At 64.0% G+C, this 15239-nt stretch carries 14 protein-coding genes; 9 read left to right on the forward strand and 5 right to left on the reverse strand.

Going from position 1 to position 15239, the window contains the following annotated elements; genetic code table 11:
* Positions 1-165 precede the first annotated feature (165 nt).
* On the reverse strand, positions 166-1008 hold the full coding sequence (locus tag PP1Y_RS01735) for a PhzF family phenazine biosynthesis protein (RefSeq protein WP_013836386.1): 843 nt from the start codon (positions 1006-1008) through the stop codon (positions 166-168).
* Positions 1005-1883: a DMT family transporter gene (locus PP1Y_RS01740; protein WP_013836387.1), complete on the reverse strand. Its 879-nt coding sequence runs from the start codon at positions 1881-1883 to the stop codon at positions 1005-1007. Before PP1Y_RS01740 ends, PP1Y_RS01735 begins: the two co-directional genes overlap by 4 nt.
* Positions 1884-2005: 122 nt before the next feature.
* Here PP1Y_RS01740 and PP1Y_RS01745 point away from each other — a divergent pair, with 122 nt between their 5' ends.
* The 3 genes from PP1Y_RS01745 (at position 2006) to PP1Y_RS01755 (ending at position 4496) form a co-directional block, all read left to right on the forward strand.
* Positions 2006-3439 (forward strand): PLP-dependent aminotransferase family protein, encoded by a 1434-nt coding sequence (locus tag PP1Y_RS01745; RefSeq protein ID WP_041558200.1) that lies wholly within the window; start codon positions 2006-2008, stop codon positions 3437-3439.
* A gap of 333 nt (positions 3440-3772) precedes the next feature.
* The gene (locus PP1Y_RS01750; protein WP_041558202.1) at positions 3773-4138 is read left to right on the forward strand and encodes a DUF6481 family protein; all 366 of its coding nucleotides are present in this window, start codon (positions 3773-3775) and stop codon (positions 4136-4138) included.
* 118 nt (positions 4139-4256) lie between these two features.
* Entirely contained in the window at positions 4257-4496 is a 240-nt protein-coding gene (locus tag PP1Y_RS01755; RefSeq protein ID WP_232512304.1) for a hypothetical protein, read from the forward strand.
* Positions 4497-4556: 60 nt separating this feature from the next.
* On the opposite strand, the gene PP1Y_RS01760 is transcribed toward PP1Y_RS01755, so the two are convergent.
* Together PP1Y_RS01760 and PP1Y_RS01765 are read right to left on the reverse strand one after the other, a co-directional pair.
* Positions 4557-4802, reverse strand: coding sequence for a hypothetical protein (locus PP1Y_RS01760; RefSeq protein ID WP_013836389.1), 246 nt, complete (start codon positions 4800-4802; stop codon positions 4557-4559).
* A 95-nt stretch (positions 4803-4897) separates the two neighbouring features.
* Positions 4898-5560 (reverse strand): TetR/AcrR family transcriptional regulator, encoded by a 663-nt coding sequence (locus PP1Y_RS01765; RefSeq protein ID WP_013836390.1) that lies wholly within the window; start codon positions 5558-5560, stop codon positions 4898-4900.
* Positions 5561-5676: 116 nt separating this feature from the next.
* On the opposite strand from PP1Y_RS01765, the gene PP1Y_RS01770 reads away from it, so the two are divergent.
* Genes PP1Y_RS01770 through PP1Y_RS01795 form a run of 6 tightly spaced genes read left to right on the forward strand, consistent with a single transcriptional unit; the run spans position 5677 to position 11958 of the window.
* Positions 5677-6717, forward strand: a complete 1041-nt coding sequence (locus tag PP1Y_RS01770; protein ID WP_148274785.1) for a zinc-binding dehydrogenase — start codon at positions 5677-5679, stop codon at positions 6715-6717.
* Positions 6714-7991, forward strand: coding sequence for a sulfotransferase (locus tag PP1Y_RS01775; protein ID WP_013836392.1), 1278 nt, complete (start codon positions 6714-6716; stop codon positions 7989-7991). The genes PP1Y_RS01770 and PP1Y_RS01775 overlap by 4 nt, the downstream gene beginning before the upstream one ends.
* Before the next feature lie 2 nt (positions 7992-7993).
* Complete coding sequence (locus tag PP1Y_RS01780) at positions 7994-9226, forward strand: DUF1214 domain-containing protein (RefSeq protein WP_013836393.1); 1233 nt, start codon at positions 7994-7996, stop codon at positions 9224-9226.
* A 7-nt stretch (positions 9227-9233) separates the two neighbouring features.
* Positions 9234-10091 (forward strand): sugar phosphate isomerase/epimerase, encoded by an 858-nt coding sequence (locus PP1Y_RS01785; protein WP_013836394.1) that lies wholly within the window; start codon positions 9234-9236, stop codon positions 10089-10091.
* The gene (locus tag PP1Y_RS01790) at positions 10088-11209 is read left to right on the forward strand and encodes a Gfo/Idh/MocA family protein (protein ID WP_013836395.1); all 1122 of its coding nucleotides are present in this window, start codon (positions 10088-10090) and stop codon (positions 11207-11209) included. Before PP1Y_RS01785 ends, PP1Y_RS01790 begins: the two co-directional genes overlap by 4 nt.
* The gene (locus tag PP1Y_RS01795) at positions 11209-11958 is read left to right on the forward strand and encodes an SDR family NAD(P)-dependent oxidoreductase (protein WP_013836396.1); all 750 of its coding nucleotides are present in this window, start codon (positions 11209-11211) and stop codon (positions 11956-11958) included. The genes PP1Y_RS01790 and PP1Y_RS01795 overlap by 1 nt, the downstream gene beginning before the upstream one ends.
* A 282-nt stretch (positions 11959-12240) precedes the next feature.
* Here PP1Y_RS01795 and PP1Y_RS01800 read toward each other — a convergent pair whose 3' ends face one another.
* Positions 12241-15225, reverse strand: a complete 2985-nt coding sequence (locus PP1Y_RS01800) for a TonB-dependent receptor domain-containing protein (RefSeq protein WP_013836397.1) — start codon at positions 15223-15225, stop codon at positions 12241-12243.
* Positions 15226-15239 lie beyond the last annotated feature (14 nt).

Genomic DNA, 15239 nt, shown 5'->3' on the forward strand with positions numbered 1-15239 from the left:
TTTTGAGTCGATCGCTCCCCCGCCAGTAACGCTGAGTTCCTGCGGAGGTTGCAAGATTGTCTGGATTTCTTGGCTGCGCAGGGTAGCAGCATCATGATCGAGGTCCAACCGACTGTGAGCTGGCCTGTGGACCGGCCGCCGTGCAACGGCTTGACGTACTATGGCTCAGACAGCGATTGTTCCAGATGCCAGTGTCCGGGTATTGCCGCTTATCCAGACCTGCCCTTCCCCGTCGCGCTCCACCCCGATCCGCCCCTTGCGTCCCAGGGCAGTCCCTTGTGCAGCGGTGTAGGGCGCGTGGACCTGTCCACTGGCCAGCAGCCATTGCGCGAGGGAGGCATTGAGACTGCCGGTCACCGGATCTTCGATCAGGCCGCCAAACTTATCGCTGAAGATCGCGCGGACTTCGTACGCGACCGAGGCGCCCGGTGGATAGAAGCCGACAACACCGATATCGATGCGCTTGCCGTGGGATCGTGCCGGTTTGAGCGCCAGTACATCATCTGCTGACGCCAGCATGACCGCAACCCAGCCCGGACCATTGTCCACCCACTGCGCGTCAACGATGGCGCTGCGGTCGACCCCCAGGACACCGGCAACCTCGGTCAGCGTAGCCTCGTCCACTTCGCCAGCTCGCACCGTGGGCGGGGCCGCAAAGGCCAGCGTGTCACCATCGCGGCGCAAGGCGACCAGGCCGGCACCACATTCCTGCACCACGATATCACTGGTCCTTGGCATACCGCCTGCCGTTAGCCAGGCATGGCACGTGCCAAGCGTCGGGTGGCCGGCAAATGGCAATTCGCGCTCCAGCGTGAAAATTCTGACCCGGTAGTCGGCCTGCTTGTTGGTCGGCGGAAGAAGGAACGTCGTCTCCGACAGGTTCAGCCAGCGCGTGATCTGTTGCATCTCGGCGGCATCGAGGGCGTAATCGCTAGTGACTACGGCAAGCGGGTTGCCGGTAAATGGCTCTTGGCCAAACACGTCGATAAGCTGGAAACTGGCGGTCATGACTGGGTACTCCGTATCGAGAGGTGCCGTGCGCCGATGACGCAAGCAAGAACAGCAAGCATGGCTACGACCATACCCGGCGCGATCCGTTCACGCAGTAAGACCGCGACAAGCGCCAGCGCGGCAAAAGGCTGGAGAAGCTGCATTTGTCCCACCGCAGCGATCCCGCCCAGCGCCAGCCCGCGATACCAGCACATGAAGCCGATCAGCATGCTGAACAGCGTGACATAGCCCAGCCCCAGCCAAGCCGCCGTGCCGACCATAGTCCAGTCTGGCACCCGCGTTATCGCAACCGCGACAAGCGATACGGGGAGTGTCAGGACCAGCGCCCAGCAGATCACTTGCCACCCACCCAAACGGCGCGACAGCACACCTCCTTCGGCATAGCCCAGCCCGCAGATGGCTATGGCGGCCAGCATCAGGCCATCGCCCAAGAGGTTGGCGCCCGGCTGCAAGATCAGCGCATAGCCTGCCACCACACCGCCGCCTGTCAGCGCCAACAGCCAGAAGCGTGGATCGGGCCTTTCACCTGCGCGCAGGACTCCGAAGCCAGCGGTGGCCAGTGGCAAGAGGCCCGTAAACAAGATGGAATGGGCCGTATCGATGTGGCGCAGTGCCAGCGCGGTCAACAATGGAAAGCCCACGATCACGCCAAGCGACACCACGGCCAGCGGCGCATAATCTCGCCGCGCAGGCCAAGGCTGGCGCAGCCCGATCAGCAGGGCAAGGCCGATCACCCCGGCAATTGCAGCGCGGGCCGCTGTCAGAAACCACGGGTCAATGCTGATGACAGCAAGTCGCGTTGCCGGAAGCGACCCGCTGAAGATCAGTATGCCCAATGCCCCCCATATCCATCCTTCGCTCGTCCGGTTCATTCTCTGCTCCTTTGTCACAGCCTGTTGACGCCGGAACGCAGCTGGGCAACAGAGACAGTCCGGTAAGGTTTGACCAAACTGTACTGCATAACCTGACGGTACAGCTTCTTGCGGAGTCCTTGATGGAACACCACCCAACGCTGGTTTCGCGCGTGATGGCCGACGTGCGCCGACGCATAACGGCACGCAGTCTGGGCCCGGGGGCGAAATTACCCTCGATAAGGCAAATGGCGGAGGCCTCGGGCGTATCGAAATCCACCGTGGTCGAAGCCTATGAGCGACTGGTCGCCGAGGGGGCAATCGTATCCAGGCGCGGATCGGGGTTTTTCGTGACCTCGCACTCTGAACCGCTGTCACTAGCCGATATTGCCCCCCGGCTTGACCGCGCCATCGATCCGTTCTGGGTGTCACGCCAGTCGCTGGAAAGCGGGGCGCAGATGCTCAAGCCCGGCTGCGGCTGGCTACCGCCGGACTGGCTGCCACAGGACGATGTCCGGCGCGCCTTGCGGGCGCTGGCGCGTGACAATCAAGCCAGCCTGTCGGATTATGGCACCCCGCTCGGCCTGCCAGCGCTTCGGCAATTGTTGGCCCGGCGGATGGCAGAGCGGGGCATCGATTCAGCGCCCGATCAGATACTGCTGACCGAAAGTGGCACCCAGGCGATTGACCTGCTGTGCCGATTGCTGATCAACCCGGGCGATACGGTGCTGGTCGATGATCCGTGCTATTTCAATTTCCACGCCCTGCTGCACGCCCATCGCGCCAACATTGTCAGCGTGCCGATGACGCCGGAAGGAATCGATATCGCTGCATTCGAGCAGGCACTGATCGGCCATGCGCCCAAGCTCTACATCACCAATTCCGGCGTGCATAACCCGACCGGGGCAAGTCCCAGTCTGCAAACTGCACACCGACTGCTGAAACTGGCCGACGCCCATGACCTGACAATCATCGAGGATGACATCTTCGCCGATTTCGAAGACGAGCCCGCTCCGCGTCTTGCCGCTCTGGATGGTTTGGAGCGAGTGATCCACATTGGCAGCTTTTCCAAGACGCTGTCAGCATCGGTCCGCTGCGGCTATATTGCCATCCGCCGGGATTGGCTCGACCGATTGGTGGATCTGTCGATCGCCATCTCGTTCGGAGCGAGCCGGTTATCGAGCGAGGTCGTGCTGCGCGTCTTGCAGGATGGGGGCTACAGACGGCATCTCCAGAGCTTGCGCGGCCGCCTCGGGCGGGCACGCACCGATGTCACTGCGCGGTTGAACGACATGGGCATTGAGCCATGGCTGAAGCCGAGAGCGGGAATTTTTCTCTGGTGCCAGTTACCTGAAGGCATCGACGCCGCCGAGCTTGCCCGGGCGGGACTCGAGCGCGGCATTCTGCTGGCGCCGGGCAATGTATTCAGCCTGTCGCGCACCGCCGGGCGTTACATGCGCGTCAATGTCGCACAGACAGGTGATCCCGAGATCTTCGACTGGTTACGCGCGGCGACCATGCCCAGCGATCGACGCCCGGCACAATCGCCCCCGCACACCACTCAACTCGCGACATGAAGGCGGGTCAGATCGCTCGACAGGATGCACAGCAGGCACGAGTGCGAAGCTCGCAATGCCTTAGTTCACTGCACTCTATCCCCAAGTCCTCATCGACATCTTACTGACCGACACGCTCGTCGATGTGGCGGCGGCGGTGCGAGCGTCCCCGCGCGCATCCGCGCCTTCGTGGATTTCCTCGCTGCGCATCTCAGCTGATCGAAGCGACATGGCACGGCCCCTGCAACGTAAGGAGTGCATGCCCGGTCGCACATAAATTGGGCACAGCGCGCGATTTTCTGTAAAGGGCCCTCTTTCCCCGGCGACCAACGACGAAAGAGAGAGACAGATTTGATGCGAGGATTCAAGGAACCGAGCTTTAATGAGCGGGTGGCTGCCGCAAACAGCGCCAAGGCCAAGGCCCTGGAAATGCTGAAGAACAAGCCCAAGCCCAGCGCGGCCGAACTCGCCGAGCGTGCCGAGCGCCGACGCGCCAAGGAAGCCGCCCAAGCGGAAATGCGCGCGGCCGCCAAAGCGGCTCGCGAAGCCGAGAAGGCCGCGAAGGAGCAGGCGGAACGCGACGCTGCCGAAGCCGCGGCGGCCGCTGCCGAAGAGGCTCGTGCTGCCGCTGCAGCTGCCCGGCCGAAGGTGCCGACCGCCGAAGAACTCAAGGCTGCACGCGACGCCCGTTATGCAGCCCGCAAAGCGCGCAAGCGATAGGATAGGGACCCGGTGACCCGGCACCTGCGCAGGTGCCGGGTCACCGGAGAGCGGTTGCGAAGTCGCTGGCCGAGAAGCCCGCATTGCCTCTACCGCAAGACGAGCTATGATCCCCCAGATGCAAGATCGACAGGATCATTTCGCCTACTGTGTCCAACTGTTTGGTGGCACGACGGCTTTTTCGCGGCGGCTCAGGATCGATGAGCGAGCCATCCGGCGGTTCATCAATGGGGAACGCCCCATCAGCGACGGTCTGCTTCGGGATACCGCAAAGGCATTGCGCGACCTCGCCTCAGAAGCCGGCGCGGCCGCAGAAACAATCTCCGCCGGTTTGACATCCCAACCAAGCGATCAGTGACCGGCGACGCCCAAACCTTCCATCGCACCTTGTAGGTGGGCGCGCGTAGCGGCTGGATATTTACCCGCCGCCCGCGCTGTCTTTCATTTCCACATAAGCCTTCTCTCGTGCGTCCGGCAGCAATGACAGAAGGTAGCGGCTTGCCTGCTTGTAAGTCAGAAACGACTGGCCATCGACGATGATGGGGACCGTGCGGCCGTTGTAGATCCTGCGCAGCAATCGCCGCTGCGGCCTACCCAGTGACTGATCGCATTCTTCGGTGATGGCGGTGTCCTGCCCTGGAGAGTTTCTGTTCGCTGTTACCATGGCCGGTTCAGGTAGGCGAGCTTGCTTCGATCACGCCCCCGACATGTGGTGTAAGTTTTGACAGCAGCGCTGCTGGCTGGCCACGCGCTTTCCATCTAGGCGGGGGCGCGGCAGGATGCCGGATCGCCCAGAAAGATGCCGACACAGCGTCGCGCATGGTCGCGCACCTGCCCGGGCGTAGGCAGCGGCAGGCCGACCAGCATGGCATTGTGCAGCGGCGACAGCGCCATGGCCACGAACAGCATCGTGCGTTCCAGTGCACCGTCCTCTTCCAGCCCGTGGCCGCGCAGGAAGACGGCGAGCGGCTCGATCATGTAATCGAGGTGTCCGCGCAGGATCGCTTCGCGCATTTCGGGAAATTCGCGGGCTTCGCCCGCCGCCAGAAGGCCCATGCCATAACTGTCGGCGCGCGACAGTTCGTCATGCAGGTCGAAGACATAGTGCTCCAGCCCAGATCGCAGATCACCACCCGCATCCGGAGCCAGCTTGGGAAACCTCTCAGCCCCGGCAATAACGCAGGCTTGGAACAGCGCCTGCTTGTCGGCGTGCCAAGCGTAGAGCGTGCGCTTGGTCACGCCGGCGGCCGCGGCCACTTCGTCCATGGTCGTCGCGCGATAGCCCTGCCGGACGAACATGCCGCGGGCCACGTCCAACAGATAAGCCATGCGGCGCCGGGTGGTCTCGGCCGAGGGCCGGCCGCGCTGGCCTCCTGCCGGGACCTTAGCCTCTCCACTCAGATGGTCTTGTGGCGCGTTCATCCGCTTTCTCTGCCGCGTTCGGCGCGCGGCGTAAATGGTGATTGCTAAATATACTCGGCAGTATACCATAGCAAGAGACCGGCGAGTCAGAATGTCGGCAGATGGAGAGTTTGCCCATGCTTCCCCCAACGATGTCCTTGGCCCGCGTGCACGGACCGGGTGACGTACGGCTCGATACGGTGCCCGTGCCTACCTGCAGCCCCGGCGAGGTATTGGTTCGCATCGCCGCCTGCGGCGTTTGCGGCAGCGATCTTGGCTATATCGCGCAAGGCGGGCTGGGCGGCGGAGAGCCGCTGACCGCGCCGCTGCCGCTCGGTCATGAATTTGCCGGAACGGTGGTAACGATCGGCCCCGGGGTGACCGGGATTGCGCCCGGTCTGCGCGTGGCGGTCAACCCGGATCGCGCGTTCATCGGTGGCGGCGGACCAGACGGCGCGATGGCGCCCTATGTCCGCGTATCGGGCGCTGAACTGGGCGAAACGCTGTTCCCCCTGCCCGACCACCTGCCCTTTGACGAAGCCGCGCTGGCCGAGCCGCTCTCAGTCGCGTTGCACGGGTTGCGCGTGGCGCGGGTGAAAGCGCCGGACAAGGTAGCAATTCTGGGCGCAGGGCCGATCGGCCTGTGCGCGCTGGTCATGTTGACCCATCTGGGCCTGCGCGACGTGGCTATCTTCGACCGCGTGGACGAACGGCTCGACCGCGCACTCGCGCTAGGCGCAGGGCTTGCGATCAACGTGCGTGTCGAATCCCTGACCGATGCGCTTGCACGTTTCCATGGCGGCGGCAAACGCTTCGGCAGCCGCTATGTCGATACCGACATCTTCGTCGATTGCGCCGGCTCCGCGCCGGCACTCGCCGAAGCGCTGGCGGTGGCAAAATACCGCGCCCGCGTAAGCGTGATCGCGCTACATCACAAACCGCTACCGCTCGATCTGTGGCGCCTGATGGCCAACGAGATCACCCTGTCCGGCTCTATCGCAGATGCCCGCGCGGCCGAATTCGGCGAAGCCGTAGCGATGCTGGCGCAAGCACGGCAGGAGCTATCCCCGCTGATCAGCCATCGCATCGATTTCGCCGGCTTTCACGAAGCTCTTGCCACTGCCGCCGACGCTGCCCGCGCGGCCAAGGTAGTGCTCACCTTTCCGGAGGCTGCATGACCCGTTTGCCCGCCATGATCCGCATAGACGACATGGCCGATCCGGTACTCACCCCCGCGCTCGTCGCCGCGCGCCAGGGCCCGGACGACCTGCCCGATTTTCCCACCGCTGCCGCGATTCTGGACCTCGCCATGGCGCAGACCGGCCTCACTGATTTCGGCGCGGACACCGGCTTTCGCGAACGGCTGACGGTCATCCTGCAATCGCTTTACGAGGACCATGGCCTCAGTCGTGGCGGCAGGCTCAGCATTGTCGCTCAGGCGATTCGCGTAATGGCCAACCGGCTGCGGATCGAGGATCTCGTCAGGCGTCATCCCGAAATTACCGACGTGCCTGTCGAAAGGCCGATCTTCATCGCCGGGCTGCCGCGATCGGGCACCACTCACCTCGTCAACTGGCTGTCGCGCGATGACCGGCTCAATTCGCTGACGCTATGGGAAGCGGAAGAGCCGGTGCCCGCCGCCCCGGTCGCGCCGGGCGAAACCGACCCACGCATCCTGCGCTCGGCCGGGGTGTGGGCGGCCTTTGGCGCGATGCTTCCGCACATGTCGGCCATGCATGAAATGGCCGCCAACGACATCCACGAGGACAACGAACTGATGTTCATGGACCTCAACTGCTACAACTGGGAATTCCAGGCCAGGTTACCCCGCTGGATCGACCACTACCTCGCGCACGACCGCACCGAATCCTATGCCTATGAAAAGAAAGTACTTCAGGTCATCGCCTGGCATCGCGGGGGGCAGCCCGGCCAGCCCGGTCGCCGCCGCTGGCTGCTGAAATCGCCGCAGCACATGGAAAACCTGTCCGCCATCAGGGCGGTGTTTCCCGACGCCACGATGGTCATCACCCACCGCGATCCGGTGAACGTGCTGCGCTCGCTCACAACCATGCTCGGCTACTCAGACCGCATCCGGCGCGAAAGCATCGATCCTCCCGCGCTGGCGCGGCTGTGGGCAGACCGCATCGAACGCCTCCTGCGTGCCTGTGTGGCACAGCGCAAAAGCTGGGGACCGGCCCAGTCGCTGGACGTTCCGTTCCACGACTACATGGCCGACCAGCAGGGCATGGCTCGCCGCATCTATGCACTGGCCGGCCTGGACCTGCCGGCCGAAACCGAGGCGCGGCTGACGAGCTACCTCTCCGAGAACCCGCGCCATGCCCACGGAAAGGTTCACTACGATCTCGAAGGCGTGTTCGGCATGGACGAGGCTGCGCTGCGCCAGCGCTTCGCCTTTTACTACGACCGCTTTCCGGTCCGACAGGAGAACTGATCATGGCCGCATCCGAACAGGCTCGCGCGAGGCTCGTTTCCGGGCAGGCGTGGGACGATTTTTGCGACACGCTGAAGCTGGCGGGCCGCCATATCGCCGCGTTCGACGGGCCGCTGTCCGACCTAGACCGCGCCGAATGGTATCGCTTCATGACCCGGCTCACGCGGTCGAGCATGGAGCGGCTGATCGAGAACGCCGAACCCACCCGCCCGCGCCTGCGCGACATGGTGTGGCGGCAATCGATCAACGTGCAGACGGTGGATCAGGACCACCTCATGTGCCAATTCGACATGGCGCGCGATTACCGTATCACCGGCACGCGCGGCACGATCCCTTATTTCGTGATGGCAGTGCTGACCTGCCCCGCACCCGCAGCGCCAGGGGCGGTGGACTGGGCCGCGCAAGGGATCGAGGGGCTCAAGCGGTTCGATCCCTCCAACCTCAAGACCACCGGATTTCTCGCCAGCCAGCAACTGCACATCGAGCCCGACGGCACCTTCGAACTGATTCTGTCGCAGAACGATCCGGGCGACGGTCACAACTGGCTGCGCCTGACCCCTGAAACGAACTGCATCATGATACGTCTGGTATGGAGCAACCGCGCCCGCGAAGTGGCCCCCGCGATGACCATCGAGCGCATCGACCATGCCGCGCCTGAACCAGTCACGCCCGCCCTGATCGCCGATGGACTGGCGTGGACCGGGCAAGCGGTGCTCGGATATGCCGAACTGGTACGCAACTGGTGGCAGGGCGCGCAGGGCAACTTTGCCGCGCGGCTCAACCGGCTCGACTACAGCCGCGCGCAATACCTTTCCAACGGCGGCGTACCCGACCGGCACGTCGCATTCGGCGGCTGGGAAAAACGCGCGGACGAGGCGCTGGTGCTGGAATTCACCCCGCCACCCTGCGAATACTGGAACTTCCAGTTGTGTAACATCTGGCAGGAAAACCTCGATACCTTCGAGGACGGCAACGGCTGGATCAACAACACGCGGCACTTGGTCGAACCCGATGGCACCGTGCGCGTCGTGATTGCCGAAGCCGATCCCGGCGTCGGCGGCAACTGGATTAACAGCTATGGCCACGAACGCGGCATCTGGGGCCTGCGCTTCGTGCAGACGCAGGCGACCGCCCAGGTACGTCTGTGGCGCGTACCGCTCTCCGCCCTCGCGGACAGGGGGCTTGCCACACTCGAGCCCGCCGAGGCTGTCGCCACCGGCCAGTTCGTGGATTGATTGCGCCATGAAAACGATCACAGAACTCGTGTTCTGTTCCCCGGCCTTGCCGGACGTGCCGCTGCTCGATCGCCTCGCCCCGGTCGCGGCGGCGGGGTTCACTGCACTGTCGCTGATGCCGGGCGATGTCTGGACACTGGAAGAGACTGGCATGGCCGCGCCTGAAATTGCTGCGCGCATTGCCGATGCCGGTCTTAAGGTGGCTGAACTGGACTGCACCGCCTGCTGGATGCCACGCCAGCGCACGCAGGGTGACAGCGACCCGCTTGCGCAGTTTCTGCGCGGGCTGACTCCGGACAAGGTCGTCGCCACCGCCGCCCGTATCGGCGCCGCCTCGCTTGTCGCCGTGGACTTGTCCAATACCCCTGCCCCGCTCGACGAAGCGGCTGAGAGCTTTGCCGAATTGTGCGATCATGCGGCGGAGCATGACCTGCCCGTGCAGATCGAATTCCTGCCCGTGGGCGGCATCCGCACTCTGTCGGAAGCATGGGCCATCGTCGAGGCGGCGGGCCGCGCCAACGGCGGCCTGACCATCGATGCATGGCACTTCTTCCGCAGCGGCTCGACACTTGACCAGCTGGCCAAGATCCCCAGCGATCGAATCCACACCGTGCAGTTGTGCGATGCCCCCGTGTTGCCGCAGGGCGACTTGTGGACCGAACTGATGACTGCACGCCTGCTGCCGGGCGAAGGCGCTCTGGACCTCGCCGGACTGGTCCGCACGCTAGATGGCATCGGCTCCTCAGCGCCGATGGGCGTGGAAGTTTTCAACATCCGCCAGAACAACCAGTCTTGCGCGCAAGTGGCGCGCGACTGGGCCAATGCCGCGCGCAGCGTTCTCGCCAAGGCAAGAGGAGTTGCATGACCACTGACAAGATCGGCGCCGCCGTCGTCGGCACGGGATTTGGCTTGTTCACCCACGTACGCGCCTTGCGAGACGCGGGGCTCGAAGTGCGCGCTATCATTGGCCGCGATCTTGAAAAGACCCGCACCCGCGCCGCGCCGCTGGACATTCCGCTGGCCGCCAACGACCTGCCTCGCGTGCTGGCCGATGACCCGGCAATCCGCCTCGTCACTGTCGCCACGCCACCCCTGGCGCACTTCACACCGGTGATGCAGGCCATCGCCGCGGGCCATGCGGTCGTCTGCGAAAAGCCTTTCGCGCGGGATCTGGCGCAGGCGCGCGAGATGCTCGCCGCTGCCGAACAGGCGGGCGTGATCCACGCGCTCGGCGCGGAATTCCGCTTCGATAGCGCGCAGGCCCTGCTGCGCCGCGTGGTACAATCGGGCACCATCGGGCAGCCGCTGATGTTCCATCGCATCTATCAGCAGCCCGGCGGCGATCCTGACGAGCCCCTGGCCGAGTGGTGGCTCGATGCCACCCAGGGTGGCGGCTTCCTGGGCGCGTTCGGCACGCACATGATCGACCAGGCACGCGGAACGGTAGGCGAGATCGCGCGCGTCAGCGCGGTGCTGCGCAAGCTATCTCCCGGCCGCCCCACTCAGACCTCGGACGATTACTACACCATCCAGTTTCAAACTGCTTCGGGCTGCATGGGTCTGATCGAGGCCGCGCTGGCCTTTCCCGGCCCCTTCGTCATGTCCACCAAGGTTGCCGGCACCGCCGGCACCGCGTGGATCCAGTCGGGCGCTGCGTTTGGCGAACCCGAGCAAGTCTGGGTCCAGGATGCGCAAGGTGCACGCCAGGTGTCGATGCCCGACGAACTCGTCAATGCCCCGCCCGAACCGTTCCCCATCGACGAACTGGTGCAGACCGAAATGGACCGCTGGCACAGTCAGGGTTTCGACGTCGCGCCTTATGCCAAGCTGTTCGCGCAAGTGAAGGCACGGCTCGAGGGGCGCGATCCGCCGCTGCCCGATCCTGCGGGCGATTTCCGCGATGCCGCCGCCAACCAGGCCATTCTCGATGCTGCGCGACGTTCGGACGCGGAGCGCCGCTGGATCGACGTGGAGGCAATCTGATGGGACCGCGACACGACTTCTCCGGCGCGCACGTACTCATCACCGGGGGCACCAGTGGCATCGGCGCCGCCTGCGCCGCACTGCTGCGCGATGCCGGGGCGGAAGTGACGATCACCGGAACGCGCGGCGGCCCCGGCGACTACGACGCCGACCTGTCCGGCTACCGCTATCTGCAACTCGACATCGAGGACAAGACGAACATCGACGCGGTGGCCGCATCGCTCCCCCGGCTCGACGTGCTTGTCAACAATGCCGGCATCGCCCTGCCCTCGCTGGGGCTGGACGAATGGGAACCCGATGTATTCAACCGCGCCGTGGCCATGCTGCTCAACGGCGCGTTCCGCATGGCGCAGCGTACAGTGGATCTTCTCGCACATAGCGTGATCCCCGGCGGCGGATCGGTGATCGCCATTGCCTCGATGAGCAGCTTCTTCGGCATACCGGTGGTGCCCGGCTATGGCGCGGCCAAGACCGGTCTTGTCGGCTTGACGCGCACGATGGCGGCGCACTGGGGGCCGCGCGGCGTGCGCGCCAACGCGGTGGCTGCCGGCCTGACCCGCAGCCGCATGACCGCCGACACATTCGCGCAGGAGGCATGGACTGCCCCCACACTCGCCCGCACCCCGCTGGGCCGACTGGGAGAAGCCGGCGACATCGCGCAGGCCATCGCCTTCCTCGCCAGCCCGGCGGCCAGCTGGATCACCGGCCAGACCCTTGCCGTCGATGGCGGCTACACAATTTCCGGCTAAGCCGGACCCGAAGTGATTCCGCAGTGATTGCCCACCTACTTCGACCCGCCCGGAAGGCGTGGCAAGAAGGTCGCTGCGCCATCAGGCTTCAACACGCGCGGCGGCGCCAAACATTGCGCGATGGCCAGGATCGTTGGCGCCTCCGGGCCGTATCCGTGGGTTTTCACGTTGCTTGCCAATACCGTCGCTCGCCTGCGCAGAAGGCTTATGGCAGGGTCAACATGAAACGATCCCGCCCACAAGGACGGGATCGTCGTGTCTTTCGGTACCGACCTAGTGCGATCAGAAGCGAGTCTGCACCGAAGTGTAGAAGAACCGGCCTTCCGCGCTCGCCAGACTTGCATCGTAGCCATAAGTCGCATCGAGGAAGGGCGGCTTGGAATCGAGCAGGTTGCGGACGCCGAAGCGGACGCGGGTTCCCTCCATCGGGCCATCCAAGAAGGTATGCTGGAGGTAGAGGTTCATCGTGAACCAGTCGTCCACCTTCCAGTATTCACCGGTATCATCCTGCACGACGCCTGTGTCGTAGTAGGAACTCACATAACGGCCGAAAAGACCCGCGCCCCAGCCACCGCTTTTCCAGGTGATCGTTCCCGATGCCTGCCACTTGGGACGCCCGTCCTTCTCGATCAGATCGCCGACCGCTTCGAGTGGAACGGCATCGCCAAGGGTCGAGCGGATGAGCGCTGCCTGATCAGACAGACCCTGGTAGGCCTTTTCGAGATAAGAGGCGTTGAACTTGAAGTTGAAGCTTCCCAGCGGGGTTTCCGGTGGCTGGTAGTACAGGCCGAAATCGATCCCGGCGCTGGTCCGCGTGTCGAGATTGGTGAAGATGTCGTCGATCTGCACCATCTCGCCGATCGGATCGAGACCGCTTCCCTGGTAGAAGGCAATATCGTCCGCCGTCGGATCGGCGCGCAGCACGCCGCTCACGCCCGATCCGCCCTGGAGCCGCGAGACATAGTCGAGCGCAGCGATGTTCTCTGCACCGAAAATGCCGACCAGATTGCGCTGCTTGATGTGCCAGTAATCCACGGTGAAGGTCAGCTCTCGCGTGGGCGTGAAGACCGCACCGACAGAATAGCTCGCGTTCTTCTCAGGCTTGAGTTGCCTGTTGCCGAAGCGGCGTTCCTCGACGCGGTCATTGCCCGAGCAGGCACCGAGGCTGGCGACGTCGCCCTTGTTCACGCTTGCCTGGCAGCGATAGTAGTCGATGACCGTGCTGACGCGAGTGGTCACTTCCGTGTTGAGTTGCTCGAGGTTCGGCGCGCGGAAACCTTCGGCATAGGAAGCGCGAAGCTGGAGCTGGTCCACCGGATACCAGGACGCTGCGAACTTGGGCCGGAAAACACTGCCGACGTCGGAATAGTGTTCGAAACGTCCAGCCAGCTGCAGGTTGAGCGCGCGCACCAGCGGCACTTCCATGTCACGGCTGACCAATGGAACGGCGAGTTCGGAGAAGGCCGAGAAGACATTGCGCGAACCGCGGGAATCGGACGCAACACTCGATCCCATGATGTCCGAGGCATTGACCAGGTCGCCGGTCACCGCATCGATGTAGTTGGTCGTCCCGTCGAGCCGGTCGTCGTAGTCCTCACGATAGCTGGTCCGGCGCCATTCACCGCCCAGCGCAATACCGACATCGCCCGCGGGCAGAAAGAGGAGGCTGCCGTTCGACACCTTGAAATCCGCCAGGGCGAGCGTCGTCTTGCCGAACCGTGCCACGTCGACCAGAAAGCTGTCGATCGTCGCCTGCGGGTTGGCCGTGGCATCGCCCCAGTTGGGATCGGCCAGGCTGCCGCCGTTGAATGGATTGTAGGCGCTGGAGTCGGTGCGGTTCAGGGCCTCGCTGAATAGCGTGTTGCTGACGCGGTCGAAGGTGATGTCCTTCGTCGTGGCTTCGGAATAGAGCGCTGCGGTATCCCAGTCCCAATTGCCCAGCGAGCCGCGGAACCCGCCCAGCAGGCGATAGGATTCGTTGTCGACCTGAATGTGTCGCAAGCCCGCATCAACGACGCGGTAATTGGTAAGCGTGAGATCCAGCCCTTCGTCGGGAATGGCAAATCCGCTAATCCGGTTGGGATTGCCCAGCGCGCCGAGCGGGTTCCAATAGGCATCCTTGGAAATGGTGAACTGGGCCGAACTGAGGATCGAGGATTCCCCGCGATATTCCTCTGTCCGCGCGCGGTAATAGCCAAGTTCCGAATAGAATTCGAAATCGCCGAAATCATGAGTGATGAAGGCAAAGGCGTTGCCGCGCTTGATGCTGGGAGACATCGTGCGGGACTGGTTGATATTGTAGCGCAAGTCGCGATCGAGACTGCCGTCATCGATGCACAGGCCACTGCCAAGGCCGGTGCGGCAGCCCGATACCGTGTCCGGCTGGATGTGGAAGACGCCGCCCGAACTGGTGAGACCGGAGATCGCCTGCGAGGCAGTGAACTGGCCCCACGGCGTACTGCTCGAACGGTTGTCGAAGCTGGTATCGCCCGCGAAGTCGGTGTCCTCGACGAAGGGACGCCGGTCGCTGGCGCCCGAATAGTCGAGTTCCCGCGCCCAGACTTTCGACGACTGGTAGTAGCTCAGCGACAGCGAAACGTGCGTGCGGCCCTCGTTGAACGTCCAGCCGCCCTGCAGATCACCGCTGAACTTCATCTTGTCGGTGTTCTCGGCAAAGCCCATCTCGCCTGTCGCGCGCAGGCCTTCGAACTTGTCGTCCAGCACGGTGTTGATCACGCCGGCCACGGCATCGGAGCCGTAGATCGCCGAGGCGCCGTCATGCAGGACTTCCATCCGCTCGATCCCGCTGATCGGCAGCGCGTTCATGTTGACGGTGGAGACGGGAACCGAATCCTCGGTCTGGGTACCCGGGTGCTGCACGAGCCGGCGGCCGTTGAGCAGGACCAGGGTATTGCCCGAACCAATGCTGCGCAGGTTGACCGAAGCGACGTCGCCGCGCGCGGAATGGACACCGTTCCCCACGGTGTCGGTGCCGTTGAAATCCATTGTCCCGTTGGCGGGAAGCGCCTGAAGCAGGTCGGAGGCCGAAGTCGGTGCGATCGCGCCGATGTCCTCACTGCTGACCACGGAGACCGGCAATTCGCCCGCGACCTTCGAATTCTTGATCTGCGAGCCAACCACGACAATCTCGCTGACCGGCTGCTCGTCCGGGGCGACAGTCTGCGCTTGCGTGACCGGTACGCCTGCAAAGCAGGTGGTGAGCAGGAAAGAGGCCTTGAGGTAATTCAATCGCGTGCACGCCGTCATTGTCGATGTCCCCC

The sequence above is a fragment of the Novosphingobium sp. PP1Y genome (assembly GCF_000253255.1).
In the GTDB taxonomy this organism is placed as follows: Bacteria; Pseudomonadota; Alphaproteobacteria; order Sphingomonadales; family Sphingomonadaceae; genus Novosphingobium.

Excerpts from the sequence above, each read along its gene's own strand:
- PP1Y_RS01755 (WP_232512304.1), top strand. The coding sequence starts at position 4,257 with ATGCAAGATCGACAGGATCATTTCGCCTACTGTGTCCAACTGTTTGGT.
- PP1Y_RS01770 (WP_148274785.1), top strand. The coding sequence starts at position 5,677 with ATGCTTCCCCCAACGATGTCCTTGGCCCGCGTGCACGGACCGGGTGAC.
- PP1Y_RS01800 (WP_013836397.1), bottom strand. The coding sequence starts at position 15,225 with ATGACGGCGTGCACGCGATTGAATTACCTCAAGGCCTCTTTCCTGCTC.
- PP1Y_RS01785 (WP_013836394.1), top strand. The coding sequence starts at position 9,234 with ATGAAAACGATCACAGAACTCGTGTTCTGTTCCCCGGCCTTGCCGGAC.
- PP1Y_RS01795 (WP_013836396.1), top strand. The coding sequence starts at position 11,209 with ATGGGACCGCGACACGACTTCTCCGGCGCGCACGTACTCATCACCGGG.
- PP1Y_RS01775 (WP_013836392.1), top strand. The coding sequence starts at position 6,714 with ATGACCCGTTTGCCCGCCATGATCCGCATAGACGACATGGCCGATCCG.
- PP1Y_RS01740 (WP_013836387.1), bottom strand. The coding sequence starts at position 1,883 with ATGAACCGGACGAGCGAAGGATGGATATGGGGGGCATTGGGCATACTG.
- PP1Y_RS01790 (WP_013836395.1), top strand. The coding sequence starts at position 10,088 with ATGACCACTGACAAGATCGGCGCCGCCGTCGTCGGCACGGGATTTGGC.
- PP1Y_RS01765 (WP_013836390.1), bottom strand. The coding sequence starts at position 5,560 with ATGAACGCGCCACAAGACCATCTGAGTGGAGAGGCTAAGGTCCCGGCA.
- PP1Y_RS01735 (WP_013836386.1), bottom strand. The coding sequence starts at position 1,008 with ATGACCGCCAGTTTCCAGCTTATCGACGTGTTTGGCCAAGAGCCATTT.
- PP1Y_RS01745 (WP_041558200.1), top strand. The coding sequence starts at position 2,006 with ATGGAACACCACCCAACGCTGGTTTCGCGCGTGATGGCCGACGTGCGC.
- PP1Y_RS01780 (WP_013836393.1), top strand. The coding sequence starts at position 7,994 with ATGGCCGCATCCGAACAGGCTCGCGCGAGGCTCGTTTCCGGGCAGGCG.
- PP1Y_RS01760 (WP_013836389.1), bottom strand. The coding sequence starts at position 4,802 with ATGGTAACAGCGAACAGAAACTCTCCAGGGCAGGACACCGCCATCACC.
- PP1Y_RS01750 (WP_041558202.1), top strand. The coding sequence starts at position 3,773 with ATGCGAGGATTCAAGGAACCGAGCTTTAATGAGCGGGTGGCTGCCGCA.